The 26,574-nt window shown below is 68.4% G+C and carries 28 protein-coding genes and 2 pseudogenes; 16 read left to right on the top strand and 14 right to left on the bottom strand.

Going from position 1 to position 26,574, the window contains the following annotated elements; genetic code table 11:
- The first annotated feature begins 476 nt into the window (after positions 1 to 476).
- Together ACWIHT_RS41705 and ACWIHT_RS41700 are read left to right on the top strand one after the other, a co-directional pair.
- Entirely contained in the window at positions 477 to 2,996 is a 2,520-nt protein-coding gene (locus ACWIHT_RS41705; RefSeq protein WP_456173814.1) for a Helicase associated domain protein, read from the top strand.
- Between the two features lie 17 nt (positions 2,997 to 3,013).
- A complete protein-coding gene (locus ACWIHT_RS41700; protein WP_456173813.1) occupies positions 3,014 to 3,607 on the top strand; it encodes a hypothetical protein in 594 nt (197 codons plus the stop codon).
- On the opposite strand, the gene ACWIHT_RS41695 is transcribed toward ACWIHT_RS41700, so the two are convergent.
- Positions 3,545 to 3,751, bottom strand: coding sequence for a hypothetical protein (locus tag ACWIHT_RS41695; protein ID WP_456173812.1), 207 nt, complete (start codon positions 3,749 to 3,751; stop codon positions 3,545 to 3,547). The two genes, ACWIHT_RS41700 and ACWIHT_RS41695, sit on opposite strands and share 63 nt — an antisense overlap.
- Positions 3,752 to 3,936: 185 nt before the next feature.
- Here ACWIHT_RS41695 and ACWIHT_RS41690 point away from each other — a divergent pair, with 185 nt between their 5' ends.
- Entirely contained in the window at positions 3,937 to 4,545 is a 609-nt protein-coding gene (locus ACWIHT_RS41690) for a hypothetical protein (protein WP_456173810.1), read from the top strand.
- Complete coding sequence (gene istB, locus ACWIHT_RS41685; RefSeq protein WP_456173809.1) at positions 4,542 to 5,336, top strand: IS21-like element helper ATPase IstB; 795 nt, start codon at positions 4,542 to 4,544, stop codon at positions 5,334 to 5,336. The genes ACWIHT_RS41690 and istB (ACWIHT_RS41685) overlap by 4 nt, the downstream gene beginning before the upstream one ends.
- Positions 5,337 to 5,371: 35 nt before the next feature.
- Here the strand turns inward: istB (ACWIHT_RS41685) and ACWIHT_RS41680 are convergent, their stop codons facing one another.
- Positions 5,372 to 6,037, bottom strand: a complete 666-nt coding sequence (locus ACWIHT_RS41680; RefSeq protein ID WP_456173807.1) for a nitroreductase — start codon at positions 6,035 to 6,037, stop codon at positions 5,372 to 5,374.
- Between the two features lie 318 nt (positions 6,038 to 6,355).
- The gene (locus ACWIHT_RS41675; protein WP_456173806.1) at positions 6,356 to 6,814 is read right to left on the bottom strand and encodes a MarR family winged helix-turn-helix transcriptional regulator; all 459 of its coding nucleotides are present in this window, start codon (positions 6,812 to 6,814) and stop codon (positions 6,356 to 6,358) included.
- Between the two features lie 138 nt (positions 6,815 to 6,952).
- On the opposite strand from ACWIHT_RS41675, the gene ACWIHT_RS41670 reads away from it, so the two are divergent.
- Complete coding sequence (locus ACWIHT_RS41670) at positions 6,953 to 8,050, top strand: SDR family oxidoreductase (protein ID WP_456173805.1); 1,098 nt, start codon at positions 6,953 to 6,955, stop codon at positions 8,048 to 8,050.
- Between the two features lie 215 nt (positions 8,051 to 8,265).
- On the opposite strand, the gene ACWIHT_RS41665 is transcribed toward ACWIHT_RS41670, so the two are convergent.
- Positions 8,266 to 8,853 carry a TetR/AcrR family transcriptional regulator gene (locus ACWIHT_RS41665; protein ID WP_456173804.1) on the bottom strand — a complete coding sequence of 196 codons (588 nt, stop codon included), beginning with the start codon at positions 8,851 to 8,853 and terminating at the stop codon, positions 8,266 to 8,268.
- A gap of 56 nt (positions 8,854 to 8,909) precedes the next feature.
- Here ACWIHT_RS41665 and ACWIHT_RS41660 point away from each other — a divergent pair, with 56 nt between their 5' ends.
- Positions 8,910 to 9,854, top strand: a complete 945-nt coding sequence (locus ACWIHT_RS41660) for an alpha/beta fold hydrolase (protein WP_456173802.1) — start codon at positions 8,910 to 8,912, stop codon at positions 9,852 to 9,854.
- A gap of 157 nt (positions 9,855 to 10,011) precedes the next feature.
- Here the strand turns inward: ACWIHT_RS41660 and ACWIHT_RS41655 are convergent, their stop codons facing one another.
- The 4 genes from ACWIHT_RS41655 to ACWIHT_RS41640 form a co-directional block, all read right to left on the bottom strand.
- Complete coding sequence (locus tag ACWIHT_RS41655) at positions 10,012 to 10,260, bottom strand: hypothetical protein (RefSeq protein WP_456173800.1); 249 nt, start codon at positions 10,258 to 10,260, stop codon at positions 10,012 to 10,014.
- A gap of 118 nt (positions 10,261 to 10,378) precedes the next feature.
- On the bottom strand, positions 10,379 to 10,942 hold the full coding sequence (locus ACWIHT_RS41650; protein WP_456173798.1) for a helix-turn-helix domain-containing protein: 564 nt from the start codon (positions 10,940 to 10,942) through the stop codon (positions 10,379 to 10,381).
- 1 nt (position 10,943) lies between these two features.
- The gene (locus tag ACWIHT_RS41645; RefSeq protein ID WP_456173796.1) at positions 10,944 to 12,524 is read right to left on the bottom strand and encodes a helix-turn-helix domain-containing protein; all 1,581 of its coding nucleotides are present in this window, start codon (positions 12,522 to 12,524) and stop codon (positions 10,944 to 10,946) included.
- Positions 12,524 to 12,838, bottom strand: a complete 315-nt coding sequence (locus tag ACWIHT_RS41640; RefSeq protein ID WP_456173794.1) for a helix-turn-helix domain-containing protein — start codon at positions 12,836 to 12,838, stop codon at positions 12,524 to 12,526. Before ACWIHT_RS41640 ends, ACWIHT_RS41645 begins: the two co-directional genes overlap by 1 nt.
- Positions 12,839 to 13,718: 880 nt before the next feature.
- Between ACWIHT_RS41640 and ACWIHT_RS41635 the strand changes: the two genes are divergently transcribed.
- From ACWIHT_RS41635 to ACWIHT_RS41615, 5 genes are all read left to right on the top strand, one after another.
- Positions 13,719 to 14,024 (top strand): hypothetical protein, encoded by a 306-nt coding sequence (locus ACWIHT_RS41635; protein ID WP_456173792.1) that lies wholly within the window; start codon positions 13,719 to 13,721, stop codon positions 14,022 to 14,024.
- Positions 14,017 to 15,060: a S66 family peptidase gene (locus ACWIHT_RS41630; protein WP_456173791.1), complete on the top strand. Its 1,044-nt coding sequence runs from the start codon at positions 14,017 to 14,019 to the stop codon at positions 15,058 to 15,060. The genes ACWIHT_RS41635 and ACWIHT_RS41630 overlap by 8 nt, the downstream gene beginning before the upstream one ends.
- 137 nt (positions 15,061 to 15,197) lie before the next feature.
- The gene (locus tag ACWIHT_RS41625; RefSeq protein WP_456173790.1) at positions 15,198 to 16,328 is read left to right on the top strand and encodes a Mu transposase domain-containing protein; all 1,131 of its coding nucleotides are present in this window, start codon (positions 15,198 to 15,200) and stop codon (positions 16,326 to 16,328) included.
- The gene (locus ACWIHT_RS41620) at positions 16,325 to 16,549 is read left to right on the top strand and encodes a hypothetical protein (protein ID WP_456173789.1); all 225 of its coding nucleotides are present in this window, start codon (positions 16,325 to 16,327) and stop codon (positions 16,547 to 16,549) included. Before ACWIHT_RS41625 ends, ACWIHT_RS41620 begins: the two co-directional genes overlap by 4 nt.
- A gap of 103 nt (positions 16,550 to 16,652) precedes the next feature.
- The gene (locus tag ACWIHT_RS41615) at positions 16,653 to 17,027 is read left to right on the top strand and encodes a hypothetical protein (protein ID WP_456173823.1); all 375 of its coding nucleotides are present in this window, start codon (positions 16,653 to 16,655) and stop codon (positions 17,025 to 17,027) included.
- A gap of 32 nt (positions 17,028 to 17,059) precedes the next feature.
- On the opposite strand, the pseudogene istB (ACWIHT_RS41610) reads toward ACWIHT_RS41615, so the two are convergent.
- From istB (ACWIHT_RS41610) to ACWIHT_RS41595, 4 genes and pseudogenes are all read right to left on the bottom strand, one after another.
- Positions 17,060 to 17,829 (bottom strand): annotated as a pseudogene (istB, locus tag ACWIHT_RS41610) (IS21-like element helper ATPase IstB).
- Entirely contained in the window at positions 17,826 to 17,954 is a 129-nt protein-coding gene (locus ACWIHT_RS41605; RefSeq protein ID WP_456173788.1) for a hypothetical protein, read from the bottom strand. Before ACWIHT_RS41605 ends, istB (ACWIHT_RS41610) begins: the two are co-directional and overlap by 4 nt.
- A complete protein-coding gene (locus tag ACWIHT_RS41600; protein ID WP_456173786.1) occupies positions 17,939 to 18,640 on the bottom strand; it encodes a Mu transposase domain-containing protein in 702 nt (233 codons plus the stop codon). The genes ACWIHT_RS41605 and ACWIHT_RS41600 overlap by 16 nt, the downstream gene beginning before the upstream one ends.
- Positions 18,641 to 18,691: 51 nt before the next feature.
- The gene (locus tag ACWIHT_RS41595) at positions 18,692 to 18,817 is read right to left on the bottom strand and encodes a hypothetical protein (RefSeq protein WP_456173784.1); all 126 of its coding nucleotides are present in this window, start codon (positions 18,815 to 18,817) and stop codon (positions 18,692 to 18,694) included.
- A 426-nt stretch (positions 18,818 to 19,243) separates the two neighbouring features.
- Here ACWIHT_RS41595 and istB (ACWIHT_RS41590) point away from each other — a divergent pair.
- Positions 19,244 to 20,012: pseudogene (gene istB / locus ACWIHT_RS41590) on the top strand (IS21-like element helper ATPase IstB).
- A gap of 64 nt (positions 20,013 to 20,076) precedes the next feature.
- On the opposite strand, the gene ACWIHT_RS41585 reads toward istB (ACWIHT_RS41590), so the two are convergent.
- The gene (locus ACWIHT_RS41585; RefSeq protein ID WP_456173782.1) at positions 20,077 to 20,433 is read right to left on the bottom strand and encodes a hypothetical protein; all 357 of its coding nucleotides are present in this window, start codon (positions 20,431 to 20,433) and stop codon (positions 20,077 to 20,079) included.
- A 217-nt stretch (positions 20,434 to 20,650) separates the two neighbouring features.
- Between ACWIHT_RS41585 and ACWIHT_RS41580 the strand changes: the two genes are divergently transcribed.
- From ACWIHT_RS41580 to ACWIHT_RS41565, 4 genes are all read left to right on the top strand, one after another.
- Positions 20,651 to 21,109, top strand: coding sequence for an RHS repeat domain-containing protein (locus tag ACWIHT_RS41580; RefSeq protein WP_456173780.1), 459 nt, complete (start codon positions 20,651 to 20,653; stop codon positions 21,107 to 21,109).
- 212 nt (positions 21,110 to 21,321) lie between these two features.
- Complete coding sequence (locus ACWIHT_RS41575; protein WP_131815844.1) at positions 21,322 to 22,065, top strand: hypothetical protein; 744 nt, start codon at positions 21,322 to 21,324, stop codon at positions 22,063 to 22,065.
- A gap of 187 nt (positions 22,066 to 22,252) precedes the next feature.
- A complete protein-coding gene (locus ACWIHT_RS41570; protein ID WP_456173822.1) occupies positions 22,253 to 23,560 on the top strand; it encodes an ISL3 family transposase in 1,308 nt (435 codons plus the stop codon).
- Positions 23,561 to 23,582: 22 nt separating this feature from the next.
- Entirely contained in the window at positions 23,583 to 24,650 is a 1,068-nt protein-coding gene (locus ACWIHT_RS41565) for a Dyp-type peroxidase (protein WP_456173778.1), read from the top strand.
- A gap of 250 nt (positions 24,651 to 24,900) precedes the next feature.
- On the opposite strand, the gene ACWIHT_RS41560 is transcribed toward ACWIHT_RS41565, so the two are convergent.
- Complete coding sequence (locus tag ACWIHT_RS41560) at positions 24,901 to 25,923, bottom strand: LLM class flavin-dependent oxidoreductase (RefSeq protein ID WP_456173776.1); 1,023 nt, start codon at positions 25,921 to 25,923, stop codon at positions 24,901 to 24,903.
- Positions 25,924 to 26,574 lie beyond the last annotated feature (651 nt).

The raw sequence follows: 26,574 nt of genomic DNA, 5'->3' as shown, positions 1-26,574 counted from the left end.
GATCGACTTGAAGCCGTCGAGGTCGCAGAAGAGGACCGCGAGCCCCTTGGTGCCGCGCGCGGTCTGCTCCGCAGACACGACGCGGTGTCGCTACGCGACACTCACCGCGCTCCGCGCGGAAGACCGGAACTCCGTTCCGGTCACCGGCTCGCTCCGCGATCCGGTGACGGGACCGACCTCCGGCCGGCCCCGGGCTGTACCGGTGCGCTCCGCGCCCCACTACAGCAACAGCGGCTGGTTGGAAGGGGGGCTCTTCGGGGTGCCGTGCAGCGCTGGATCCCGAATCCGGGACTACCCGTGCGCAACTTCCCAGAATCGACCACTTCCCGCCAACTCTGCACACCGTGTGCGTCACTCTACTGAGTCGGATAGATTCTGGGATGATGGCGCGGTAGCCATCCGGGCGATGGTTCAGATGGATTCCGAATCATCGGCTCAAAAAACAGACATTAATCGGCTCGGTAGATAGGACGGAAATGGCTCGTATAATTCTTCGCCAGCATCAGGTTGAGGCCGTTGATTCGGTGCTGAAGAATCTCTCAGAACAACCCGGAAAGGGTATTCCTCCGGGAGGTCTGCGAACCCAGGTAATCGCCGCTACCGGGTCCGGTAAGACCCTGATTGGTGTGGAGTCGGCGAATCGGCTTTCGGCTCGCCGGGTACTGGTATTGGTGCCGACTCTGGACCTGCTGTTGCAGATGAGTGCCGCCTGGCGGAAGGGCGGCCGTCGCGGCGCAATGATCGGCGTGTGCTCCCTGCGGGGCGCGGACAGCCAGGGTGTGCCGTGCACGACCGACCCGGACGAGCTCGTCGCGTGGACGGCCGGCCCCGAGACCGTCACCGTGTTCGCGACGTACGCCTCGGTCGGCATGGGCACCCTTCAGCGCGCGCACGCGGCGGGCCTGGCGGTGTGGGACCTGATGGTCGTGGACGAAGCCCACCGCGTCAGTGGTGACGGTATGAAGCCATGGGCGGCTGTGCACGACCAGGCGCAGATCCCGGCCAGGCGCCGGCTGTACATGACCGCCACGGCCCGCGTCTGGGAAGCCGAGGGCGACCGGCCGCGCATGGTCGCGTCCATGGACGAGGACTCGCCCGTGTTCGGGCCTGTCGCGTACAAGCTCCGGTTGTCCGAGGCGGTCCGTATGGGCCTGGTAGCGCCGTATCAGGTGCTCTGCTTGGACATCCGCGACCCTGAGCTGTACGCCGCGCTGACGACCGAGGCGACCGGCTCCGACGCTGTGCGCGGGGCGCGGCTGGCGGCTGTGCAGACCGGGCTGATGCGGGCGGCGAGCCAGGAACGGTTCCGGCGGGTGCTCAGCTTCCACAGTCGGGTCGGTGAGGCGGAGGCGATGGCGGTCTCGGTGCCGGTGACGGCTCGCCGGCTCGCCGAGGACGACCCCGGGACGTTCCCGCCTGCCGAACAGGTGTGGGCGGAGTGGCTGTACGGCGAGCATGCGCCTGCGCACCGCCGCAGCGTGCTCGATGAATTCGCTTCTGATTTCCTTGATGGTCCTGATTTTGAGGGCCGTGATGTGCGTGCGGAGCTGAGGGTTCTTTCCTCGGTTCGGGTTTTGGGTGAAGGTGTAGATACGGCTGAGTGCGATGCGGTTCTTTTCGCGGATGCGCGCGGTTCGATGGTGGATATTGTGCAGATGGTCGGGCGCGCTCTACGGATGCGTCCGGGAGTTGGGAAACTGGCCACGCTGATCGTTCCTGTATTCCTCGGAGAGAACGAGGACGCGAACGAACTATTGACCTCGGATGCCTACGGGACCCTCGCGAAGATCCTCGGGGCGCTGCGGGCGCATGACTCGGAGACGATCGAGGCGCTCGCCGATCCGCGTCTGCGCAACAGCCGTCCGATGGCTGGCGAGGGCGTCGATCGCGACCAGGACGACGAGCTGGAACAGGGCGACGAGGACGGCCAGGAGCAGGACGCCGTGTGCGTGGGCGCGGCGGCGGCCGGGGTGCTCCGGTTCAGCGAGGAACGCGATCCCGCCGCGCTCACGCAGTTCGTACGGCTGCGGGTCATCGACCCGGAAGCTGCGTACTGGCGGCGCGGCATCGAGGCGGCGACCCGGTGGCGGCGTGAGAGCGGCAACAGTGAGCTGCGGGTGCCGTACACGTACGTCACCCCGGAGGACTGGCCCGCGATCGGCGGGCATCCGCTCGGGGTGTGGATCGCGGATCAGCGCCGGTACTACGCGGCCGGGACCTTGGAGGCCTCCCGTGTCGTGGAGCTGGAGGCGTTGGGGATGGTGTGGTCGGTGCAGGCGTCCGCGTGGGACGCCGGTCTCGCCGTGGCCCGCTCGTACGCCGATGTCCACGGGCACTTCTTCCCCGCGGCCTCCGTGGTCTGGGAGGATTTTCCGCTCGGGGTGTGGGCCAAGAACCAGCGGGCGGCGGCCCGGAAGGCGGCGGAGAACGCCGCACGGCGTGAGGGCGGGGAAGTGGGCGTCCCGGCCTCTGGTGAGCTGTCAGAGGGCCGTCTGGAGGCTCTCGCGGACGTGGATCCGGGATGGTGTCCGGCGTGGGAGATCGGCTGGCAGCGCTGCTACCGGCTCGCTCTCGCGCACACCCAGACCGGCGGCGTTCTCCCGGCCGGGCCCGGTGAGTTGATCGTGCAGGGTGAGGATCTCGGGATGTGGGTTGCCGGGCAGCGGGCCGGGTGGGCGCGGCTGATGCCCGCGCAGCAGTACCTGCTGGAGTCGGTCGGAGTCGAACCTCTGGGTGAGGGGGAGCCGGTCGCGGGTGTTCCTAAGTCGCAGGATGCGCGGTGGGCCGCGAATCTCGCGGCGGCGCGGCAGTTCCATGCCCGCGAGGGGCATCTGCGGCCGACGCGCAAGCACGTCGAAGTCGTGGACGGCGAGCCACACAAACTCGGTGCGTTCCTGGACAACACCCGCCGCCGAGTTGGGAAGTTGAGCCGGGAGCGGCGGGGGCAGTTGGCCGCGCTCGGTCTGGAATGGGCAGTACAGGAGGGTGGGGCGTGATGTGGAGTGCGGAAGATGTGGCACGGGATTCAGTCCGGCGACAGGGCGAGGGACTGAACGCGGCACAGGTCGCGGACAAGGTCGCGGAAGCCGCGCGGCGGGAGCGGGAGACCAGCACGCAGTCGGACTCCCCCGTGGTCGACCCGGGGCCGTATGTGGCGGACCCGGGCGAGCTGGCGGAGCTGTGGGCGGCCCGGCACGCGGAATGGCGGCGCGTGGCTGCCCTGGTCGGCGTCCGCGGCTGGTCGGTCTACGACCCAGAGCAGGACGTCCAGGGCAGCCAGTGGGCGCGGGAACGCGGCGAACGGCGCGCTGGTGCCCTGGCACGGCACGCCGCTTGGCGGCAGGAGCGCCAGGACGCGCGCGACGAACTGCGGACCGAGGTCTGGCTGGCCGCCGAGCCTGGGCGCCGGCTGCGCGTCATCGCTGCCCGCACCGGCCTGCGGCCCGAGCAACTGCTCGCCCAACTCGCCGACCATGCCCGGCTGAACGACGACGGCACCCTCGCTATCGAGCCCTTCACCCCGGCCTGGCACGGAGCGTTGAGTTCAGTCGGGCACGTCAGCGGGTCGCCCGTTGATCAGTCCTCGTTGGTGCAGCAGGCCCAGTGATTTCGCCTCTTGGTAGACATCCACCACGTCGGCATCCAGAGCGACCAGGAGCCACGCGAGCGCGCGCACGCGTTCGTCCGGGTTCAGGTCGGCGAGCTGTGCGTGCACGGCCGTCATCGCCCGCAGCTCCTGGTCCCTCTCCACTTTCGCCTCCTGCCCTGTCAATCCCAGGGAACCACGAGCGGTTGGCTCAAAGGCAGGTTCTCAGGTCCGGTCTCTGATGCGGTTCAGGTCTGTGTCGAGGGCGGCCAGGTCGGGGTGATCCCGCAGTTGCTGCTCGCGCCCATTCCCTCAGGTCGGCCTTGTGTGCGGCCCGTACGGCGTCGATCGTGGTGCCGGTGAGGGTGGCGATGCTGCACGCCTCCGAGCTGGTGGTCTATGACGACGGCGTCGAAGTCGCCCGGCACGAACGGCTGATGACCAAAGCCGGGGCGCGTCTGGTGCTGGACCACTGCCTGGAGGCGCTGGTCCGCAAACCAGGAGCCCTGCCCGGGTCGACCGCGCTGGAACAGGCGCGCTCAGCAGGGAAGTTCACCCCGGTCCACGACGCCTGGTGGGCAGCTGCCTGCAAGACCCACGGAGACCGGGACGGCACGAGAGCGCTGATCGAGGTCCTGCTGCTGGGCCGGCACATGCCGCACGAACACCTGGTCGCCGGACTTGCCGCGGCCTTGCGGGCGGGAGCGATGACCTCGGACGCGGTCGCGCTGGAGGCCCGCAAGGCGGCAGAGGCCGACGACACTTCCGCCCTCGCGGTGTCGGCCGGGCCTTCGGAGCCGGACCCCTTCCGGCAGCCGAGTGTCGCCTCCCTGACCGAGCGGAGGCTGGCGCACCTGCCGCCGGACACCCGGCCGCTGCCCTCGGTGGCCGTCTACGACCAGTTACTGCGACGACGCCGGCCGGGCGGCCGGCCCAACCCCGAGGGAGAAGAGCCGTGACCGTCAAACGCCACCGTGGCCTGACTGAACAGGCCGCCGACGCGGCCATCGAAGCATCCTGCAAAGCCCTTCGACTGCCCACGATCCGGGGGCAGTTCGCCGACATCGCCGAGGATGCGGCCAAGGGCCAGATGACCTACCGCGGGTTCCTGGCGGAACTGTTGCTGGCCGAGTGCGACGACCGGGCCCGCCGGCGGTCCGAACGCCGGATCAAGGCCGCCTCATTCCCCCGGGAAAAGTCCTTGCGGCAATTCGATTTCGACGCCAACCCGAACATCGACCCGGCCGTGATCCACACCCTCGCGTCCTGCGAATGGGTGAAGAAGGGACTTCCGCTCTGCCTCATAGGAGACTCAGGAACAGGAAAGTCTCACCTGTTGATCGCGCTGGGCACCGAGGCCGCGATGGCCGGCTACCGGGTGAAGTACGTCCTGGCCACCAAGCTGGTCAACGAGCTGGTGGAGGCCGCCGACGAGAAGCAGCTGACCAAGACGATCGCCCGCTACGGACGCGTCGATCTCCTCGCGATCGACGAGCTGGGATACATGGAACTCGACAAACGCGGCGCCGAGTTGTTGTTCCAGGTTTTAACCGAACGGGAGGAAAAGAACAGTGTGGCCATCGCCTCCAACGAGAGTTTCGGGGGCTGGACGAAAACCTTCACGGATCCGCGGCTCTGCGCTGCCATTGTCGACCGGCTCACCTTCGGCGGGAACATCATCGAGACCGGCACCGACTCTTTCCGCCTCGCTCAAACCCGAGCCCGTCATGAGCGGAGCGACACGGGCTGACGACTCGTCTGTTGTGAGGATCACCGGTCAGCGGGTCACACTCCGATGAAGCGCACTGTCTCTGCCATGTCCGCCCGGCCTGTGCGCAGTTGTGGCATGCCTTCCTTCTCGAATCCCACCGAGACGCCGCAGAACAGCACGAGCTCGTCATCGGCTCCGACCATCTGGCTGACGGTCTCGCGATACATCGTCCACATCACCTGGGGGCAGCTGTGCAACCCTTCCGCCCTCAGCAACAGCATGACCGTCTGCAAATACATCCCCGCGTCCCCCCACTGCCCGTGCCCCATCGTCCGGTCTAGGTAGCAGAACAGCACGACCGGCGCCCCGAACGCCTCCGAGTTCAAGGCGGCGATCTTCATGGGCCTGTCGGGGTCGTCGCGCTCGATGCCCAGCGCTTTGTACCGCTGGGTGGCCGCGGCGGCGAAGCGGTCCAGATACGGCGAGGTCAGTCCGGCCGGGTACATCGGATACTCCCGCTCGTCACCCGGGTCGCCCGCCAGTGCTCTGGACGTCGCGCGCCTCTTCAGTTCGGCCAAGGGCTCGCCGGTCACGACGTACACGTGCCACGGCTGGAGGTTCCCACTCGACGGAGCCCGCGTTGCTGCAGCCAGCACTCGTTCGAGCATCTCTTTGGGGATCGGCTCATCGCTGAACGCCCGCACGGCCCTGCGGCTGTCCACGGCTTCATACACATCCACGTTTTTTCGTCCTCTCACTCCATGGCGGGCAGCGAAGACACGAGGATGATCATCGCACCAGGCGAGCAGGCCGGGCGGAGCTTTGGTGGTGCTAAAACTGGCCGACATTCCTCCACCGGCCGATCACGAAGTGCTGTCGAAATTCACCTGCATGCGCTGCCGGCTCTCAACGACAAAGCCAGCGGTCGTCCAGCCGCTTCCGGCCCCGCAGCGACACCGGCAGCAGCGGCCCGACAAACTCCCACTCGGCATCGGACAGTTCATGGCGACGTATCACCCGACCATGATCCACCACTCAAGATCTTTTGAAGACACGCCCTAGGACGGCTGCGGTTTATGGCTGTCGAGCAGCTTGGCGAGCAGGGAGTGGAGCTGTCGTTGTTCCGCGGTGTCGAGGCCGGCGAGCAGTTCGGCCTGGACGGCATCGGCGTGCTGCTGGAGTTCCTGGAGGTGCTGCTGTCCGGCGGTGGTGAGGGTGACGACGTTGCGGCGCCGATTGGCGGGGTCGGCCTGCCGGTCGACCCGGCGGCAGTCTTCCAGGCGGTTGAGGATGCCGCTGACGTCGTTGCGGTCAAGGCCGAGGCGGCGGCCGATCTCGGCCTGGCTGAGCGCCCCGTACTCCTCCAGTGCCGCCATGACGGCGAAATCGGCGCGGGCGCTCAGCGGCATGCGTTGCGCGGTCAGCCGGGCGCCGAGCGTCGACACCTTGCCCGCCTGCCAGCTGGCGAGCTCACGCAGTCGGGCCGGGGGTTGCAACGCGTGATCCGTGTCCGCCATGCCCCCATCCTAATTGTTGGCCGCCCCAACACGCACCTGCTATGTTGGGCTAGCCAACGTTGGTTTGGCCAACATGCGAGTGGGGTCAGTGCCGGACCGCCGGCCGACTGCCCCGCACCGCTCCCGAGGAGTGATCTCATGCACAGCAGCAGTACGCTTCCCGATCTGTCCGGTCGCCGGGTTGCCGTTCCGGGCGGCACGGGAGCCGTGGGAGAGGGCGTCGTCCGCAGCTACCTGGCCGCCGGTGCGGACGTCGTCGTCCCGACCCGCACCCAGGAGCGGGCGGAGGAGTTCCGGCGCGTGCTCGGTGACGCGGCGGCCGACCGCCTGCACCTGGTGGTCCACGACTACACGACGTTCGCCGGCGCCGAGCAGCTTGCCCAGGAGACGGAGCGCAGGCTCGGCGGCATCGACGACGTGGTGGCCCCGATCGGTGGGTGGTGGGCCGGCAAGCGGCTCCGGGAGATCGACGAGAGCGACTGGCAGAACGCCTTCGTCGGGCTCGCGGCCGCGCACGTGGCCGTCCTGCGGGCCTTCCTGCCCCGGCTGAAAGCCCACGGCGCCTACACATTGATCGTCGGGGCCTCCGCGTTCACGCCGGTTCCCGGCAGCGGCCTGGTCAGCATGGAGCAGGCCGCCCTGCTGATGATGCGGCAGGTGGCCCAGGCCGAGGCCGCAGGACAGCAGCGGGTCTTCGCCCTGGTCCTCGGGCCGGTCAGGACCCGTCTGGCCGACTCCGGCGATCCGGACCGGGTCAGCGCCGACCAGGTCGGTGCGGTCGCCGTCGCGGCCTCGGCCGCAGCGGCGGTGGGCGGCTCGGAGATCCGGCTGCGCAGCCGGTCCGAGGCGGACGAGGCGCTGGCAGTGCTCCAGGGCGACCAGCCGACCGGGACCGGCGCGGTCGTCGCCGTGTCCACGATGGAGCCCCGGAACGGACGACGCGAGGATCTCCTTCAGGTGCTGGCCGAACTCGCTCCGCAGATACGCGCCGAACCGGGGTGCCTGCACTACTCGGTGCACCGCACACGCGGCGATGCCGGCGGACCGCTGCTGGTCATCCAGAAGTTCGCCTCGACCGAGGCGTTCACGGAGCACAGCGCGAGCGTGGCGGGCCAGATTCCGAGGATCGCCGCCCTCCTCGCCGCGCCCCCCGTGCCGCCGGCCCTGTTCGAACCCGTCCCGCAGCCCGCTCTCACCGAGGGCGCCGCCAACGGCGAGAAGGGCCACGCTTGGTGACGTCATCCCGAGCAGAGGGCGAAGCCCAGGCCGGCAGCATGCCCGGGCTTCGCCGGCGACACGGAGGCACGGTCTGCCTGTCCGGCAATCCGGCTGCTGCGAAAGCGAACCGGGTGCGGAACCGGACCGTGATGACGCTCACGTGCGGCCGGTACGCGAGTGGGGACATCTCGGCGCAGGCCCCGATGAGCCGGTCCTGGTGCCGATCGCACTGTTCACGGGAGTGGCTGTGGTCTGCCGGGGATGCGGGCGGCGGCTGCGGCGACGGTTGCCAGGTCTTCGCCCGAGAAGCCGGCGCGGCTCAGCACCGCCAGGGATGTGTTCGTCGCCACCGCGCACAACGCCAGCCCGGCCGCCTCCTGCTCACCGGCCCCCGCCGCCACCAACGCCTGCTCCAGACCCGCCCGCAAACGGTCGATCATGGCGCGGACCATCGCCCGGCCCTCCGCGTCGAGCGCCGGGCTCTGCGTCGCCGACACCGTGAGCAGACAGCCGTCGGGGACCGTCGGGTCGGCGATACGGTTCAGGGCGACCTGCAGGAAGGCGGCCACCACGGCGCTCGGACTCCGGTGGGGGCCGGACAGCGCCTGCTCGTACAGCGGCTGGTAGGTCTGCGCGTACCGCTGGAGGCTCTTGCGGAAGAGGGCGCTCTTGTCGCCGAAGGTGTTGTAGAGGGAGCTCCGGCCCAGGCCCGTGCCCTCGGTCAGGCGGTCGATCGAGGCCTCCGAGTAGCCCCAGCGCCAGAAGACGTGCATCGCGCGTCGTAGTGCCTCGTCCATGTCGAACTGCTTGCGGCCTGCCATGTTCGTCAGCGTACACATCTTGCACCGATCGGTTCAACATGCGTATGGTCACCGGCATGACATCTTGCACCGATCGTTCCAAGACCAGTTCGGCCGACGCCACGGCAAGCCTGAGTTCGCTGCGGCTGCCCGACGGGTTCACCGACGTCTTCACCAGCCGGCTCGTGGAGGTGAACGGGCTGCGGCTGCACGCGGTCACCGGTGGGCACGGCCCGGCACTGCTGCTGGTCGGCGGGTGGCCCCAGACCTGGTACGCCTGGCGGGAAGTGATGCCCGCGCTCGCCCGTGAGCACACCGTCGTCGCCGTCGACTCGCGCGGGGCCGGACTCTCCGACAAGCCCGACGACGGGTACGACGCCGGCACGCTGGCCAACGATCTGGTCGCGCTGATGGCCGCGCTCGGGCACGACCGGTTCGACGTGGTCGGCCACGACATCGGCACGTGGACCGGATACGCCCTCGCCGCCGATCACCCCGAGCGGGTGCGCCGGCTCGCCGTCCTCGAAGCAGTCATTCCCGGTCTCACACCGTCCCCGCCGTTCTTCGGCCCGGACGCGGTCAACCTGAAGCTCTGGCAGTTCGGCTTCAACCGGCTCACCGACCTCAACGAGGAACTGGTCCAGGGACGCGAACAGCTCTTCTTCGGCTGGCAGTTCGCCACCAAGGCCGCCACACCGACCGCCATCCCCGCGTACGCCGTCGACGTCTACGTCGACGCGATCACCGCCGATCCCCGCGCGCTGCGGGCGAGCTTCGCCTACTACCGGGCACTGGACGAGACGATCGCCCAGAACGAGCGGCGCAGCAAGACCCGGCTGACGCTGCCCGTGCTCGCCGTCGGCGGCGCGCTGTGGAGCGGCGCGAACGCCGCCCACACGATGCGGCTGGCGGCCGACGACCTCACGGAGGTCGTCCTCGACGACTGCGGCCACTACCCGGCCGAGGAACAGCCGGCGCGGTTCACCGAGATCCTGGAGGACTTCCTCGCGGCCGACCGGTAGCGGGCGTGCCGCACGGCTGACACATGTGTGGCGAAGGTTCGCCATGTCTGTCCTGCGCCCCCGCTCATCCACCCTGCGGCCCCTCCTCCGCGCCAAGAACCTACGGCGACGCGCATGCCGTCGGTGGTGCGCGAGGAATGCCGATGTCCACAGTCACCTACCGCGGGGCTCCGGCCCCGATGTTCGCGGCGTTGCTCCGCGCCACCGTCGCCCTGGCCGGGTCACCCCCGGCCAGGGCGACGGCCGTCACCTCCCCGGACGCAGCAGTGACGGTCTCCCGTACGTCCTGCTCGTAGAACTCCAGCAGCTGCCGACCGCGACGCCCCTGCGCCAGGACGTCCGCGATGTTCTCGCCGGCCGAGCCGTCCAACCACTCGCGGACAGTCGGCCACGGTCTCTCGCTCATCCGTCCAGTGTCCGCAGAGGGCTCCCGTCTCCCCGGCGCACACGCCGCGACCGCCCACCCCAGGGCCATGATCACCGGCTGGCGTCAACCGCTGTACCGATGTTCCCCGAGACCGTTGTCAAGCCGCGAAGCCGATGTTGGTGACGTACTCGTACTGCCCCCACTGCGAGCCGAGGTCGACGGCCTGGTCGATCCAGGCGTCGTCCAGTGCCTGGTCGTCGCCGGCGGCCCACGCGGCGACGATGCGGTCCCAGTGCCGCACGTTCAAGGTCCGGAACTCCACTGCCCTCTGGCGGGGGCGGTCCACCTGGGACTGGTTGAGCGGGTGGATCTCCACGCGGGTGCCGCGGTTGAGGCGGGCGAGGAGGTAGCGGGCGACGTTCTCGCGGCGCACCGTGCGGTAGGCCTGCTCGATCGCGGCGAGGTTCTTCCGTGAGGGGGTGCGGGTGCCGTTCAGCCAGGCGCGCAGGGTGCGGCGGGTGACGGTCAGGCCTGCGGCGCGGGCGGCGGCCTGGGCGTGGTCGGTGCGGGTGAGGTAGTGCAGGCGGGCGAGGAGGCCGCGGCGGGCGGTGACCGGGGTGGCGATGTAGCCGGCGAGGGCGTCGAGCTGGCGGGCGACGGCTTCGTGGCCCTTGATGCCGCGTGCGCCGAACCTGCCGAAGTCCACGTTGCGTTCGGGCATGTCAGGTCTCTTCCGGGGTGGTGGGGTCGGCGTGGCCGACGGTGTAGACGTCCTTGACCTTCACCTCGGTGACGCCGCGGCCCTCGGGGAAGACGGCGCGCCAGTCGCCGGCCACGTGCAGTTCGTCGGTGCCCATGGCGCGGACCACCATCAGGCCTTCGTCGTAGGCGCGGTGGGCTTTCCACCACAGGTTGGCGAAGGCCTGGGAGCGGATGAGGTGCATCCAGTCGGTGCGGTAGAGGTCCCGGTTGTAGTTCGACTCCCCCATGGTGGAGACGAACTTGGAGTACATCGCCTTCACGTATTCGAGTGTTACGTCGTCGCTGTCGGCGATCGCGGTGTCGCGGGCGTCCTTGAGCGTGATGCGGAACTTCTCCAGCAGGCCCTCGGTGGCGCCGGATGTCCATGATTCGTGGATGACGGGTGCTTCGCACAGTGCGTATTTGGGGCTGGAGATGCGCAGCAGCAGGCGCAGGGTGGGCTCGGTCACCCAGAGGGGGCCGGCTTCGTCGCGGTTGCCGATCGGGTTGGGAAGGACTGTGTCGTGGTCCCAGGCGGGTGGGGTGATCAGGTGGATCCCTGCGCGGCGGCGGTCGTGGTGGTCGCCGGTGGAGTGTTCGAGCTGTCCGAGCGGGAGGTGGGTCTTGAGGGCGGACAGGTAGGCGCCGTTGACGTCGAGGGCGGTCACCTCGTGCACACCGGCCGGGAGTTCGGGGCGGGCCCATTTGGGGCGGGCCTCCCAGACCTGGTCGGCGCCCCGTGCGGTCTGCCTGCGCAGCACGTCGGGCAGCCACGGGTGCGCGACGACGTCGTAGCGGCCGCCCATACGCGTGTGGTCCAACAAGGCCATCGCGTCCGGGATCGCCCGCTTCACCAGCGCCGCGGTCGCCGCCCCGACATCACCGGCATGCTCGGCAAGGACGGCCGTGACGGCGGCGGCGATCAGGTCCGGGGTGCCGGCCGTCTGCATACGGCGCCCGACCGGCACCACCTTCACACCGCGCCCGGCCTGCCGTACCCGCCTGCCCATAGGCGCCGGGCGCCGCGCCTCCGTACGCCCGGCCGGCTCCGGTTCCGGGGTGGGTTCGGTGGCCGGAGTAGGTTCGGTGGTGGGGGTGGTCCGGGCGGGGCTGCAGTCGGCGGGGTCCAGGTGCTGGGGGAACCCTTCGACCTGGTGGCGGGCGGGCCGCCCGCACAGTACGCACGGCTGCGGAACGGCCAGCTCGCCGACGTCATCCAGATCGTCCGGCTCGTCCAGATCGTCCAGGCCGGCCGGCTCGCCGGCTTCCGCCGGCTCCTGCGCAGGTTCGGCGGCAGGCTCTGCGTCTGCGGCCTCGGCGGTGTCCAGTCTGGTGCGGGCCCCCTTGAGGAAGTACGCGTACTTCTCCCGCACTTCGCCGCTCGGGTCACGTCCCGACTCCCAGCCCCCGACCGTGGACGCACCGACCCCCAGAGCCTGAGCGAGCCGGGTGCGGGAGACATTCAGGGCCTCCCGCAGAGGGCGGCGTTCCCCGACGGGCGGCAGGGGGGTTTCCTGTCCCGCCCGGGCGAGCAGGGCATCGACCGCCCCGAAGTCCGTCATCACACTCCCCCGCCCCGCACGGCCACGGTCCGGCGGGCACGGGCCGGGGTACGGCCGGGCGGACGGCGACGGTGTACGGACAGGGACTCCACGGCCCGGGTGGGACCGGCCAGCAGCTCCAGCACGTCGATTCCATAATGTGCGGCCACAGTGTCGCAGTCGGCCAGACTCCAGGCAGCCGCCCCTGACTGACGACGGCTCACCTGCGCCTGACTCACACCCAGCACGGCCGCGAGACCAGCCTGCGACTCACCCGCCGCATGCAGGAGCGCAGCCACCGCCGACCGCACCCGCTCATCCAGAACCATACCCATAACGCCGATTCTACCACACACATCACATCAATTATGCGTTAAAGGCATGAAACGAACCGCAATAGTGAAAGCTCCACACAACACGGCACTCCAACAACGGCACACAAACACACCAGGTCAGCGAGCCACCACCCCCACCAACACCACCCCTCCAACACCTCCCGGAACCCACCCAGAACCACAGCCAGCCACCACCCACCAACAGACACCACACACCGAAAACCCTCCACGTCACCAACCCCCTCCGCGACCTGGTGCCAGGAGGGCGAGAACAACAGGAACAACTCCAGTCGGCTCTCCGCACAGTCCCAGTCGGGCAGTCCGCACAACACCACCAGGAGATCGCTCCGCGCCAGGTCACCCGTCTCCGCCGCAGCAGCCTGAGTCTCGTAGATCACCAGCGCCCGCCACCACCACCCGCCCTCCAGGGAAACACCGGACAGACACACAACAAACGCACTCCGACAGCGCAACCACCCACACCCACGCCACAGAACAATGACCCGCCCGAAGCCAGCAAACGCCTCCCCACCGCATCTCTGAACGCGGTGCGTCTCACCACGCCAGCAGCGCGGCCAGGCGGCAACGGGTTCCAGCGCGAGTGAGCGGCCGAGGTCCGCGAGCGCGGCTTGCATGTCCCCCAGAGTGAGGTGAACGTATCCACGAGCGGCGTAGGCCCATGCATAGTGCGGGTCGAGAGTGAGAACACCCGTGAAGTCAGCCAGGGCAGCCCGGTGGCACCGCATGCGGTGGTGCGTCCGACCCCCGGAAAGTCACGGCCCGGCCGCTGCTGCGGTCCAGGCCGAGAGCCTGGCTGAAGTCCGCCAGAGCGTCGTCGCAGCGGCGCAGGTTGAAACGGGTGATGCCACCCACGCCCAGCGTGCTGCTGCTGATCGGGCCCGACGGTGGGAACGCCGTACACCTGACCACCATTGAGGTGTCCGAGGCAGACCTTGCGCTGCTCGCCGAATTCGCCGACGCTCTCGACCGTGCGGCCGGCCCGCGCCCTGGCCCGGGGTTCGAAGCGCTCACCCAGGCGCTGGGCGAGATCGGGCGAGTGCCCTACTACTCGGGGATGCCGGAGGGGGATGAGACCACCGTCGCCCGCAGGTCATCACGCCTCCGCGATCCGGAATATTCCCTGGGGGCGTCAGGCCGCTACCTCCTACGATCGTCAGATGATTGATCCCCTCTACCCCACCAAGCCCCGCCCCGGAGAGCGGGTCGCGGTGCTGTCCCCCTCCTCCGGTCTGCCCGGTCTCTTCCCTCTGCCCTACGAATTGGGCCTGCGCAGGCTCCTGGAAGACTTTGGTTTGAAGGCAGTGGAATATCCGGCGACCCGGAAGATGGGTGCCACGCCCGAGGAACGGGCCGCCGACATCCACGCGGCCTTCGCGGACCCCGACATCAAGGCGGTGATCGCCAGCATCGGCGGCGACGACCAGATCACCGTCCTCCCGCACCTCGACCGCGGTCTCCTCCGCGCCAACCCCAAGCCGTTCTTCGGCTACAGCGACAACACCAACCTGCTGCTATTTCTGCGGAACCTGGGCATCGTCAGCTATCACGGCGGCTCAGTGATGGTCGAGCTCGGACGGCCCGGCGCGATGCACCCGATGACCGAGGACTCCCTCCGGTCGGCATTGTTCACCTCGGGCGAGTACGAACTCACCTCGTCAAGCACCTATGGGGACGTCAGCCGCCCGTGGGAGGACCCGCACACCTTCGAGTCCGAACCGGAGATGGAACCCGCCGACAGTTGGTCCTGGCACAACGGCGACCGGGTGGTCGAAGGCATCAGCTGGGGCGGCAACCTGGAGATCATCTCCTGGTTGCTGATGGCCGACCGCGCAGTGCAACCGGTTGACGCCTACGCAGGCAACGTGTTGTTCCTGGAGACCTCCGAGGAAATGCCACGCGCCGAAGAGGTCTACCGGATCCTTCGGAACATGGGCGAACGCGGGCTGCTGCAACAGTTCCCCGCGCTGCTGATGGGCAGGGCCAGGAGCTGGTCGTTCGAGAACCCGCTCAGCACCTCGGAGAAGGCGCACTTCCGTCGGCAACAGCGAGAGGCCGTCATACGGGCTCTCCAGCAGTACGCCCCCGACACCATGGCAGTGTTCGACGTCGACCTCGGCCACACCGACCCGCAACTCGTGGTCCCTGTCGGAGGACGAATCCGGGTGGACGGCCCGGCACGCCGGGTCATCGTCACCTACTGAGCCTGAGCCGTTCGGATCCGCCACAGTGACGGCGATCCGAACGGCGCTCTCACAGATTCGCGACCGCCCCGGACCCCGTCGTAACTTCTGGACGGCACACCCCATCAGAGGTTCAGAAGCACATCGCGAGTACAGAAGTGCAGAGACGCATCTCGCGATCGTGCGGCCAGCAGGCATTCTTCGAAGGGCACGTCCAGGCGCTGATCACGCTGGGCGGCGTGCCGACGGGGCAGGTCCGCTACCACAACCTCACTCCGGCCGTGAAGAAGGTAGTTTTCCGCAGCCGCTCGCGGGAGGAGAACCCGCCCTGGACCAACTTCCATGAGTACTACGGATTCACCCCGTTCTACTGTGAGCCGGGACCGCGCGGGGCCCACGAGAAGGGCGGCGTCGAGGGCCAGGTCGGCTACTTCCGCTGCAACTACCTCACCCCGGTGCTGCGGGTGGACAGCCTGGACGAACTCAACGACCGGCTCGCCGAGTTCGAGGCAAGGGAGAACCAGCGGCGGATCGGGGCCCGGATGCGTACGATCACGCAGGACTTCGCGAGCGAGGCCGACCATCTGCTGCCCTTGCCGGACGATCCGTTCCCGACCGGCATCACGCTCACTCCGCGCGTCGACCGATACGGCATGACCACCGTGAAGAAGTGCCGGTACTCGGTCCCGGTCCGCTTCATCGACCGCAAGGTCACCGTCACGCTCACCTGCGACGACCTGACCGTCTATGACGGTCGACGCAAGATCGCCCGCCACCGGCGACTGACCGGCCGCGGTGCCGAACACCTCGTCCTGGACCACTACTTGGAAGCCCTGCTGACCAAACCTGGGGCACTGGAACGCTCCGAGGCCCTCCACCAAGCCCGTGCTGGGGGCACGTTCACGGCCGTCCATGAGGCTTTCTGGGCCGCGGCCAAGAAAGCCCTCGGAGACATTGACGGAACCAAAGTTCTGGTCAGGGTGCTGTTGCTGCACCGGCACCAGCGGCATGCCGACGTGGTGACCGGGATCCGTGCGGCCCTTGCGGCGGGCACCTTCAGCGAGGACGTCATCGCGCTGGAGACCCGCAAGGCTGCCCAGGCCGCCGGACGGACACCGACCGTCACCGCCAGCGCTCCCGTTCCGGAGCCGTTGGAACCGGTCCGGGCCCAGGTGACCCCGCCTACTCCACATCGCCCCGCTCGCGATCTGCCCGCCGATCAGCGTCCCTTGCCCCGCCTGGAACGGTGGGACGAACTGCTGCAGCTTCGCCGGAAGGATTCATCATGAACACCGCCCATCACGCACTGACCGCCCAGACATCGGACGCGGCGATCGACACCGCCTGCCGGCTGCTGCGGCTGCGGCTGCGGCTGCGGCTGCGGCTGCGGCTGCGGCTGCGGCTGCGGCTGCGGCTGCGGCTGCCCACCATGCGGGCCCAGGCCGCCGACACGATCGCGCGGGCCGAGCGCGAGGGCCTGTCCTATGCCGGGTGTCGGCGTACGACCTAAGCTCCCCAGCCACGTACGGATGAACGTCCCCAGCTATGTCGCGGGAAGCAGCACGGCTGAGATCTTGGTTGAGATCGTCAGGCTGGCCGGAGACACTCGCACGATGAGTCGTAGCGCATCGCCCGGATCGGTCGAACGAGGTTGGGACGGGCCGTGGTATCGGGTTCGCGCGGACGACTTCGAGGCGTCGTTCCTGCCTGACCCGGACGAGGAGTTGGAGGCGGTGTGCAACGTCGATGTCTTCGTGGACCTCAAAGACGGCTCCCGGTGGAGCGCGACTGTCTTCACGATCGCCGAAGTCGAACGCTTGATGGAGACCTGGGCAGGAAGCGGCGAGGCTCTCGGCGGCCGTTACTTCTGGGTCTCGGACGGCCTGATCGTCCGGGATCCCGGCATCGACAGCATGACCGATGTGATCGCCGGACTGATCGAGACCGACGAGTTCTCCACGGTCTTCCAGCGACTCGAAGACGACTGATCGTGCCCCGGCCGCCGAGTCGACGCGGCCTGTCAGGCCACGTCTGTTTCCCGTCGATGGCCTTGAGCCGGGTTTTGAGCCGGTAGCTGGGTCCGTTGATGGAGATCACGTCGCAGTGGTGGAGGAGGCGGTCGAGGATGGCGGTGGCGAGGACTTCGTCGCCGAACACCTGTCCCCATTCGCTGAAGGTCTTGTCCGAGGTCAGGATGATCGAGCCCTTTTCATACCGCTTCGAGATGACCTGGAAGACCAGGTTCGCTTCTCCGCGTTCGAGGATCTCGTAGCCCACCTCGTCGACAACGAGAACGCCCGGCCGGAGGTAGGTGCCGAGCTTGTTGGCCAGGCGCCCGGCGGTTTCGGCGGCTTTGAGGTTGCGGACCATGTCGTCGAGGCTGGTGAAGTAGACCGAGTAGCCGGCTCGGCAAGCGGCAACGGCGAGAGCGACGGCGATGTGTGTCTTGCCCACCCCCGGCGGGCCCAGGCGAGCCGCGTTGGCCTTGGCCTCGACGAACGAGAGGGTGGCAAGGTCCTTGACCTTGCGCGGGTCGAGGTCGGGCTGGAACGAGAAGTCGTACTCGTCGAGCGTCTTGTGGTGCGGCAGCCGGGAGAGTCGCAGTCCCTGGCGGAATCGACGGTCGTCACGGACGGCCAGTTCCTCGGAGAGGACCAGATCGAGGAAGTCGAGGTAGCCCATCTTCGCTTCGTCGGCCCGGCGGGTGAACTCGTTGATGGTTTCCGCGAGGTGGGGCAGGCCGAGCTTGCCGGCCGTAGTGCGGATGCGGCTGCCGGTCAGCTCGCTCAAGACGACTCCTTCGTCGGGGAGTTGGTGGTGAAGAGCCGGGTGCCGGTCAGCTCGTCATAGACCGACAACGGTCGGCGCCCGACCTCGATCCGGGTGGCCGCGGCCCTGTTCAGCAGGGCCTGCAAGGGTCCGGTCTCCTCGCTCCGCGGCCGTTCTTGACGAGGCCGGACCGGGATGTCGCCGGTGCTGGTCCGGCGTCCCTGACCGGTGGCAAGCCGTCCCAATGGGACTCGTCGACGACACAGGCACCGCGGCCGATCGCCCGGGGATGAGCCGCCAGCAGCGTGCTTCCGTGGACACCGGCGAGGGTGGCATGTAGCATGACTTGAGATTTTGTTGCCCGGATCTCGACCAGCTGCCGCGGGCGGACCCTGCGGGCCGGCACCGAGTAGAGGTTGCCGTCGAAGGCGACCAGACAGTCCTTGCCGACGTGCCGCAGCTGCCGTTCGGCCACCAGATACGCAGTCGGCGGCAGCGGTTTGAGAGCCGCGCGATCCCGCGCCGCCCGTTCCGCGATGACCTCCCGGTGCGTCTTGTGGATCTGGGCCCGCCGCACGGGCACCCAGGAGGTGAACGCGGCGTCCATCTCCTCGACGGAGGAGAAGGACCGGCCGGACAGGACATGGTCGCGGACGATCAGGACTTGTCGTTCGACCCGGCCCTTGCCCTGTGGGCGGTAGGCGGCCAGGACGTCGATGTCGAAGTCGTAGTGGCCGGCGAAGCCGACCGCTTCCGGATGCAGCGGGACCGCCTCACCGGGGGCGACGTGCCGGCGCACAACAGTCTTGGTCCGGTCGTAGACGATCGTCATCGGTGCCCCGCCGAAGTGCGCGAATGCCCGGCTGTGGCAGTCGAAGAACGTCTACAGGTCCTGGCCGGTGGTAAAGCAGCAGAAAGGATCCCGCGAGTACGAGAGCGTCATGTGGAAGGAGTAGACCTTCGCGACGCCCATGTGGGCGAGGATCTTGCCCTCATCTCCCCAGTCCACTTGCGCTTGGGCCCCTGGGATCACCTCGAACCGGCGGTGCATCCCCGCCAACTCCATGGGCGTGATCCCGAGTTCCTCTGCGATCCTCGGCCGGGCCGTCTGAACGTAGAGCTTGACCCGCTGATAGTTCCCGGGTGAAGCCGTACTCCTGGGCCAATCGCTCGTGGATGACCGCGGCCTTCATCAGGATCTCGGCCCGGAGCATCGAATCGATCAGCGGCCCGAACTCGTCGATCACCCTTGCCCGCGACCGCCCGCTCGGCGATCGCCGCGGAGGCGTTGCCGACCCCGGTGCGGAGAGGTACTTGCGGACCGTCTTGCGGTCCAGACCGGTCTCCCTGTAGATCTCCGACAGGCTCATCGCCCCGGACTCCAGCAGGCCGCGAAAGCGCCGAAGCTCCAGCCATCGCTGCGGATCCAAGACCACTGCCAGCCCCCTCCGCCGCCCGTATCGACTCAGCAGCAGAGTGCCGAGCAGCAGGTCTCACCGCATCAGCAACTGTCCCTTCTCATCCGTACGAGGCTGGGGACGTTCACGTGTACGCCGACACCGGGTTCCTGGCCGAACTGCTGATGGCCGAGTGTGAGGACCGGGACCGGCGCCAGGCCCAGCGACGCATCCGGGCAGCCCACTTTCCCCGCGAGAAGTCCTTGCGCGAGTTCGACTACGCCGTCAACCTCAACGTCGATCCAGCGGTGATCCACAATCTCGCCGCCTGCGAGTGGATCGCCAAGGGTTACCCCTTGTGTCTGATCGGAGACTCCGGCACCGGCAAGTCGCATTTGCTGATCGCGCTGGGTACCGCCGCTGCCATGCCGGCTACCGAGTCCGCTACACCACCGCAGCTGCCCAGGTGAACGAGCTGGTCGAGGCCGCTGACGACAAACAGCTGGCAAGACCATCGCCCGCCACGGGCGCGTCGACCTGCTCGAAATCGACGAGCTCGGCTATTTCGAACTGGACCGCCGCGGCGCGGAAATACTCTTCCAGGTTCTCACGGAGCGTGAGGAGAGGAACAGCATCGCGATCGCCTCCAACGAGGCTTTCACGGGCTGGAGCCGGACCTTCACCGACCCCCGGCCCTGCGCGGCCGTCGTCGACCGACTCACGTTCAACGCGACTCTCGTCGAGACCGGCACCGAGTCGTATCGGCTGGCTCGCTCCAAAGCCAGGAAGAACAGCCAGGCGAATTGACCGTCCTTGCTGCGTGAGACGAAGCAGGCAGATGCGCATTCGGCACAGGGCACGGCTCCAAGCCCTAGAGATCTTCGATCTCAGGACCGGGCAAGTACGGGGAATCGCCCGTCACCAGCCAGTATTGGAGGTCTCTCAGCCGCCGGAGAGCTGCCTCGTAGTAGTCCAACGGATCTGGGCGGGGAAACCTCGGGTGGGCCGTGTGATCAGGCAGCCAGTCGACACACAACCAGAACCCTTCCACCAGCCATCGCGGCAAATCCTGCTGATCATTCTCCTCGAATGTCGAGCACACTCCGCGCATGGCCCGTTCAAGGCGAGAGAAAGCCTCCCTGTCCCACCTCCGATCACGGATCATGATCGCCAAAAACGCGTCCTCATTCCCTGAGAACTCCTGCCGGAGCACAGCGAGATCATTCATCTGGTCATCATGACGGCACCCACTGACATCCGGATGCCGACGAAGCGGCGCGTGTGACGTCCTGTTGGCGCCAGATCAAGCCGTCCCCCGGAGCCACTCCAGGACGTCAGGAGCCCGGAGACTCTGCGCCAAGTGGGGCCGTTCGAAGCCAACATGCTGGAGCCGCAGAACAACGTCACAGCCAGGCCGGAACTGCTCGCGGGTGAGGCCGACATCGATGCCCATACCCAGCACCGGACACCGCGTCACTGCGGTGGTGGTCCCCTACGGGCGGCACACCGAACTGTCGTACGACGCGAACGGCCATGTGACCAACGCGGTCGAACTCGCCGTAACCAGCAGTGCCCGCTCCAGCAGCAGCGTGGTCTTCGACGGCGCCTACGACCAGCCGGGCAGCGTCACCGACGCACTCGGCCACAAAACGACGTTCACCTACGACGCCGACGGCAACCTGACGAAGACGACCGACCCCCAAGGCCGCGCAACCAGCTACACCTACAACAGCGCGGGGCAGGTCACGACGGCCACCGACGCAGCACAGGCGGTCACCGCCTACACCTACGCCAACGGCAACCTCACCGCGGTCACGGAAACCGGCTCTGGCGATGATCACGTGATGGGTCAGGGTGTCAGGAATATTCGGAGTCTGAGGAGGTCGAAGTTGGCTCTCCCGTAGCACTGGCGTTTGAGGGCCTTCCAGGCTCAGCCGTCGGTGACCGCGGCCTGGTCGGAGCGGGGGCAGGTGGTCGCCGCGGGCCGAGGCGGCAGCCGTGTGGGCGCGGGGCTGGGACCCGACCGGCTCGCCGTCGGTCTCGCGCCCATGGGGGAAGTCAGGTGTGGGTGTGAAGAGGATTATGGGGGCCGGAACATCAGGGTGAGGGGGAGGCCATGAGGTGGCTGGGATCGGTGCGGTGTCCGGTGGGAACGGCCGAGGAGGCGTGGGTCGAGGACAACATGGCCTGGCTGGCTGACCAGTTCGAGCCGGAGGTGCGGGCGGAGCGGATGGTGGAGCCGACGGCCGAGTTCTTCCCCGGGGCCTACGCCGGGTCGGACGAGGACATCCGGCGTACCGTGCAGCGGGTGTGCAAGCGGATGCGGGTGGACTACGGACGGCTGCTGGTAGAGGTGGAGCCGTACGACGACACCGAGCGGCAGACCTGGTTGAAGATGGGCCTGCAGTACCGCAGCGGCGGAGCCGTCGGGCACTACCGGCGCGAGGGCGGACGTCCGGTGGTGGCGATCAGTCAGCACCTGACCCGGCAGCCGATGGCGCTGGTGGCGACCATCGCGCACGAGCTGGGGCACGTGCTGCTGCTGGACGAGGGGCGGATCACCACCGCCCAGCGGCCCGACCACGAGCAGCTGACGGACCTGCTGACGGTCCACTTCGGGCTAGGGATCTTCAGTGCCAACGCGTCGTTCGACTTCACGCGGGACAGCAGCGGGTGGTCGCGGTCCCAGCTGGGTTACCTGAGCGAGGAGATCTACGGGTACGCGCTGGCGGTCTACGCCGCCGCGCGCGGCGAACAGCAGCCGCCGGAGTGGGCGCGGCACCTGGATACGAACCCCCGCGTCTACATGAAGCAGGGGTTGCGGTACCTGTCCCGGAAAACGCGACAGGTACGAAGTTGATGTCAGTGTTCACGGAATTCCGGGCTCTGGTGATGATCACGTGAAGTTGGCTGTTCAGCGCGCCCTGGCGCGATCGGCTCCGTGGAGCCCGAGAGGATGACCTGCGTGCCTATCTTCGAGTATTGACCTGTTGTTGCCCCATCTGAGAGCTGTCAGTGTCGACCGGGTCGAGTCCGATGGGTTGTCGGTGACGCTCTTTGTGCGGTCGTCCGCGCAGGTCGCGGGATGTTCGGGGTGCGGGGCGCAGCCGTCCCGGGTTCACGCGCGCTACCAGCTGATGCTGGCGGATGCGCCGTCGGCGGGGCGCAGGACGAGGGTAGTGGTGACGGTGCGCCGCTTCAAGTGCGACAATCCTGCGTGCGCGCTGTCAACGTTCAGCGAGCAAGTCCCGCACCTGACAACGCCGTTCGCGCGGCGGACCCCGGTGCTGACCGAGGCCCTGGTAGCCATTGCGCTCGCGCTGGCCGGCCGGGCCGGCGCACGACTGGCCACGACACTGGGCATGCCGTGCGGCCGCGACCTGCTCATCAAGATGATCCGCGCGCTGCCAGCACCCGAGTTCCCGGCGGTGAAGGTACTAGGGGTCGACGACTTCGCGATTCGCCGCCGTCACACCTACAACACCATCCTGATCGATATGGCCACGCACCGGCCGATCGACGTCCTACCGGATCGAGAGGCCGCCACGCTGGCTGCCTGGCTGGTCGAGCACCCGGGCGTCGAGGTCGTATGCCGTGATCGCGGAGGTGCGTATGCCGAGGGTGCCCGCACCGGCGCGCCGGACGCCATCCAGGTGGCAGACCGCTCTCATTTATGGCAGAACCTGTGCGAAGCGGTCGGGAAGACCGTGAACTCCCACTACCACTGCCTCCGCGTCCAGACCGAGCGGGCCACACCGGAACCGGAGCCGACCCCGGAACCCGTGCCGGCGACGGTCCTCGCGCCGGAGCCCGCGCTGCCACCGCGCCCGGAGCGGCGACTGGCTATCCGCACCCGCGAGCGCTTCGAGGCGGTGCAGAGCCGCTTGGCGGCTGGCATGTCACGGGCGGCAGTAGGCCGTGAGCTGAACCTGGACCCGCAGACCGTCCGCCGGTTCGCCGACGCCACCACGCTGGCGGAACTGCTGGTGAAGTGCGAGAACCGCGTGACGAAGCTCGACAGCTACCGCGAGCAGGTCCACGCGTTGTGGAACGCTGGCGTCACCGATGCCGCGGTGATCACCGAGCGGCGCGGTGGAATGCGGCGTCCGCTTCAGAACAGATTCCGTAACCCTCACAGTCGACATCGAACCACTGGCCGTCGCCGCAGGCGTTGTGGAGAAACGCTGTGGCATCTCCTACAGCGCCCGGAACCCAAGACAAATGCGGAAATCCCTCCTGGGGCAGATCGGCTACGTCCAGCGGGTCCAACCGCTCCTGACCGACGCCACCACGATCGAGGGCCTGATGAGTCAGACCGGCGCCCACGAATGGCGCGGTCGCCGTTCCACGCCTGAACAGTGAGGTCGAAGCGTGCCCATGACCAACAGACGGGGGATCCTGCGCGCCTCGCTCGGCGTTGCAGCTGTCGGAACAGCGGGGCTCGGCGCAGCAGGCGTCGCGGCCATGGGCGACGACAAACCCCGTCGGGATACGGAGCCGGCCCATCTGCGCGGCACGGCCCCGTTGCCGCACGCACAGGTGTTGTCTCTGGGCCTCGTCGCGGCCGCATCTGACCGTGGCAGGCAATTGCAGGCTGCGCACCGTGCTGTTGAGGCGATAGACGGCGGATGCATCTCCGCCTGGTCGGCGCTGGGAAGCAGCGCCTTTCCAGAAACGGCGTCCAGGCCGCGTCAGTTGAGACCGATGCCGCCGTTTGCCGGAGACGTACTGGATCCGTCCCAGTCGCACGGGGACCTCCTGGTCCAGATCACCGGGACCTCCCGCCGTGTCGTACAGGAAGCCGCCGAGCACACTCTGCGCCAGTTACCGCGGTGGCGGGTGCGCTGGCGTCTCGACGGCATACGGCCTGAGAACCGCACAGAGCACGGCAGAGGACTGTCCCTCAATCCCTTCCACTTCACCGAGGGATACGCCAACCCCGCCGGCCAGGCCGACACCGCCGAGCGCGCCATCGTCGCGGCCGACCAGGGCGAACCCGCCTGGGCAGTCGGCGGCAGCTACCAGGTGATACGAATCATCCAACTGGCCACCGCCTTCTGGAACCGCGACACCGTTCACACGCAGGAACGCATCGTGGGCCGCCGCAGGGACGGCCGATGGCTGGACGGTACTCCCAGCGCCGAGCAGCCCGCCTTCACCGCCGACCCGCAGGGCAAGCTCACACCGCTTGACGCCCATGTCCGCAGGGCAACTCCCGACCAGCGCAGTCCTTCACCGCTGGTCCGGCGCGGCTACAACTACCACCACAGCGACAACGACCAAGGCCTGATCCTCTCCTGCTTCCAACACGACCTGGCACAGGGCTTCGAGGCCGTGCAGCACCGGCTCCAGGGCGAAGCCATGGCCAAATACACCCTCACAGTCGGGGGCGGATACTTCTTCGTCCCACCCCCCGGTGACGATTGGATCGACGCTCTGGCCTAAGGGTCAGCAGGCCTGGCAGCAGCCGACGGCGTGGATGAAGGTGGCCGACGGCTTCGGCGGCGGGAGCGTCTGGGTGGGGGGCTCCGGCGGCCAGGGGCGCACGCGGTCGAGAACCCCCCTGGCCAGTTCCTGACGGGACCTGGGACCCGGGGCCCGGGGACCAGGGGCCGACCGGCCACGGGCGGGGTGCAGTCGAGACGGCCCGGCCACCACGGCGCCGAGCCGCCCCGCGCGCAGGGCGGCCGACCGCTCAGCGCCAGCCGAGCTCCGGTGCCACCTGGGTCAGGATGCTCTCCAGCACATGGACGTTGTAGTCGACCCCGAGCTGGTTGGGGACCGTCAGCAGCAGGGTGTCCGCGGCCTGGACGGCCTCGTCCTCCCGGAGCTGCTTGACCAGCACGTCCGGCTCGGCGGCGTACGAGCGTCCGAAGACCGCCCTGGTCGTGTCGTCGATCATGCCGACCTGGTCGCGCGAGTCGCGGTCGCGGCCGAAGTAGACCCGGTCCACGTCGTCGGTCAGGGCGAAGATGCTACGACTGACCGACACCCGCGGCTCACGCGCGTGGCCCGCCTCCTTGAAGGCCTCGCGGTAGGCCTCGATCTGCCTGCGCTGCTGGACATGCAGTGGCTCGCCCGTCTCGTCGTCCTTCAGGGTGGAGCTCTGCAGGTTCATGCCCAGCTGCGCGGCCCACACAGCGGTCGCGTTCGAGCTGGAACCCCACCAGATCCGTTCGCGCAGCCCCTCGGAGTGCGGCTCGACGCGCAGCAGTCCCGGCGGGTTGGGGAACATCGGCCGCGGGTTCGGCTGCGCGAAGCCCTCGCCCCCGATCACCTTGAGGAACGTCTCGGCGTGCCGGCGGGCCATGTCCGCGCCGCTCTCCCCCTCCCCGGGCGCATAGCCGAAGTAGCGCCAGCCGTCGACCACCTGCTCCGGTGAGCCGCGGCTGATGCCCAACTGCAGCCGGCCGCCGGAAATCAGGTCGGCGGCGCCCGCGTTCTCGGCCATGTACAGCGGGTTCTCGTAGCGCATGTCGATCACACCAGTGCCGATCTCGATCTCCGAGGTCCGCGCGCCGATGGCCGCGAGCAGCGGAAACGGGCTGCCCGCCTGCTGCGCGAAGTGATGCACGCGGAAATACGCGCCGTCCACGCCCAGCTCCTCGGCGGCGACCGCCAGGTCGATGGACTGGTGCAGGAAGTCAGCGGCGGACCGGGTCCGGGAATGCGGACTGGGCGACCAGTGACCGAACGAGAGGAAACCAATCTTCTTCACACAGGCCAGAGCATCCGGCAGCCACCATTGATTCCCCGCACCCACCCACCGTGACCAGGCCGACCGGCCAGTACCGCCGGTGCGGCCAGTGCGGCCAGTGCGGCCATCGGAATCCTTCCCGGGGATACGGCTGCCCTTTCCGCGTCGAGGCCGGGGCCGGCACCGTCATGGCGGCGACGGGCAGCGGCGCGGCTGCCGTCGACTCACCGCACGGCACGATGCTCACCCACCGGACAGCCAGCACCTTCCGACGCCCCCGCAACCACGTGTGCGCCACAACTGCTCCCCACACTCGCAGGACTGGTCCCGGGCCCTCGCCGAGGCTGGTGACGGCTACTCGTCGGCGGCAACCCGCAGACGGCCGACATCGGTCCCGCCGTGGTCGTGAGCGCCGTACAACGCACCGTGCCCACAGCACTGTCCGGGCACCAGCGTCACATCCACCAGCACCTTCACCGCACCGTCCGCACACAGCACCACCTCCACCCACGCGGACAATCCACCGCGCCGGGCAGTCAGACATGCGCAGAAGGCACCCCGGAAACGGGACGCCCCCGCACCCGCAGACACTTCCTTGCGGACAGCACCGGGCCCGCAGCACACCCGCACGGCCTTCTCCACGGTCACCACACTCCCCGGCGCGCTTTCCCT

This window comes from Streptomyces sp. NPDC002276, from assembly GCF_053891435.1.
The sequence above is the reverse complement of the archived record's forward strand: the minus strand, read 5'-3'. Positions and strand labels throughout refer to the sequence as shown.

What these genes read in the sequence shown, in the direction of transcription:
- ACWIHT_RS41660 (WP_456173802.1), top strand. Translation starts at nt 8,910, where the DNA reads ATGACATCTTGCACCGATCGTTCCAAGACCAGTTCGGCCGACGCCACG.
- ACWIHT_RS41675 (WP_456173806.1), bottom strand. Translation starts at nt 6,814, where the DNA reads ATGGCGGACACGGATCACGCGTTGCAACCCCCGGCCCGACTGCGTGAG.
- ACWIHT_RS41650 (WP_456173798.1), bottom strand. Translation starts at nt 10,942, where the DNA reads ATGCCCGAACGCAACGTGGACTTCGGCAGGTTCGGCGCACGCGGCATC.
- ACWIHT_RS41705 (WP_456173814.1), top strand. Translation starts at nt 477, where the DNA reads ATGGCTCGTATAATTCTTCGCCAGCATCAGGTTGAGGCCGTTGATTCG.
- ACWIHT_RS41670 (WP_456173805.1), top strand. Translation starts at nt 6,953, where the DNA reads ATGCACAGCAGCAGTACGCTTCCCGATCTGTCCGGTCGCCGGGTTGCC.
- ACWIHT_RS41565 (WP_456173778.1), top strand. Translation starts at nt 23,583, where the DNA reads ATGACCAACAGACGGGGGATCCTGCGCGCCTCGCTCGGCGTTGCAGCT.
- ACWIHT_RS41585 (WP_456173782.1), bottom strand. Translation starts at nt 20,433, where the DNA reads ATGAATGATCTCGCTGTGCTCCGGCAGGAGTTCTCAGGGAATGAGGAC.
- ACWIHT_RS41655 (WP_456173800.1), bottom strand. Translation starts at nt 10,260, where the DNA reads ATGAGCGAGAGACCGTGGCCGACTGTCCGCGAGTGGTTGGACGGCTCG.
- ACWIHT_RS41580 (WP_456173780.1), top strand. Translation starts at nt 20,651, where the DNA reads ATGCCCATACCCAGCACCGGACACCGCGTCACTGCGGTGGTGGTCCCC.
- ACWIHT_RS41645 (WP_456173796.1), bottom strand. Translation starts at nt 12,524, where the DNA reads ATGACGGACTTCGGGGCGGTCGATGCCCTGCTCGCCCGGGCGGGACAG.
- ACWIHT_RS41600 (WP_456173786.1), bottom strand. Translation starts at nt 18,640, where the DNA reads ATGACGATCGTCTACGACCGGACCAAGACTGTTGTGCGCCGGCACGTC.
- ACWIHT_RS41640 (WP_456173794.1), bottom strand. Translation starts at nt 12,838, where the DNA reads ATGGGTATGGTTCTGGATGAGCGGGTGCGGTCGGCGGTGGCTGCGCTC.
- ACWIHT_RS41630 (WP_456173791.1), top strand. Translation starts at nt 14,017, where the DNA reads ATGATTGATCCCCTCTACCCCACCAAGCCCCGCCCCGGAGAGCGGGTC.
- ACWIHT_RS41615 (WP_456173823.1), top strand. Translation starts at nt 16,653, where the DNA reads ATGAGTCGTAGCGCATCGCCCGGATCGGTCGAACGAGGTTGGGACGGG.
- ACWIHT_RS41620 (WP_456173789.1), top strand. Translation starts at nt 16,325, where the DNA reads ATGAACACCGCCCATCACGCACTGACCGCCCAGACATCGGACGCGGCG.
- ACWIHT_RS41575 (WP_131815844.1), top strand. Translation starts at nt 21,322, where the DNA reads ATGAGGTGGCTGGGATCGGTGCGGTGTCCGGTGGGAACGGCCGAGGAG.
- ACWIHT_RS41665 (WP_456173804.1), bottom strand. Translation starts at nt 8,853, where the DNA reads ATGGCAGGCCGCAAGCAGTTCGACATGGACGAGGCACTACGACGCGCG.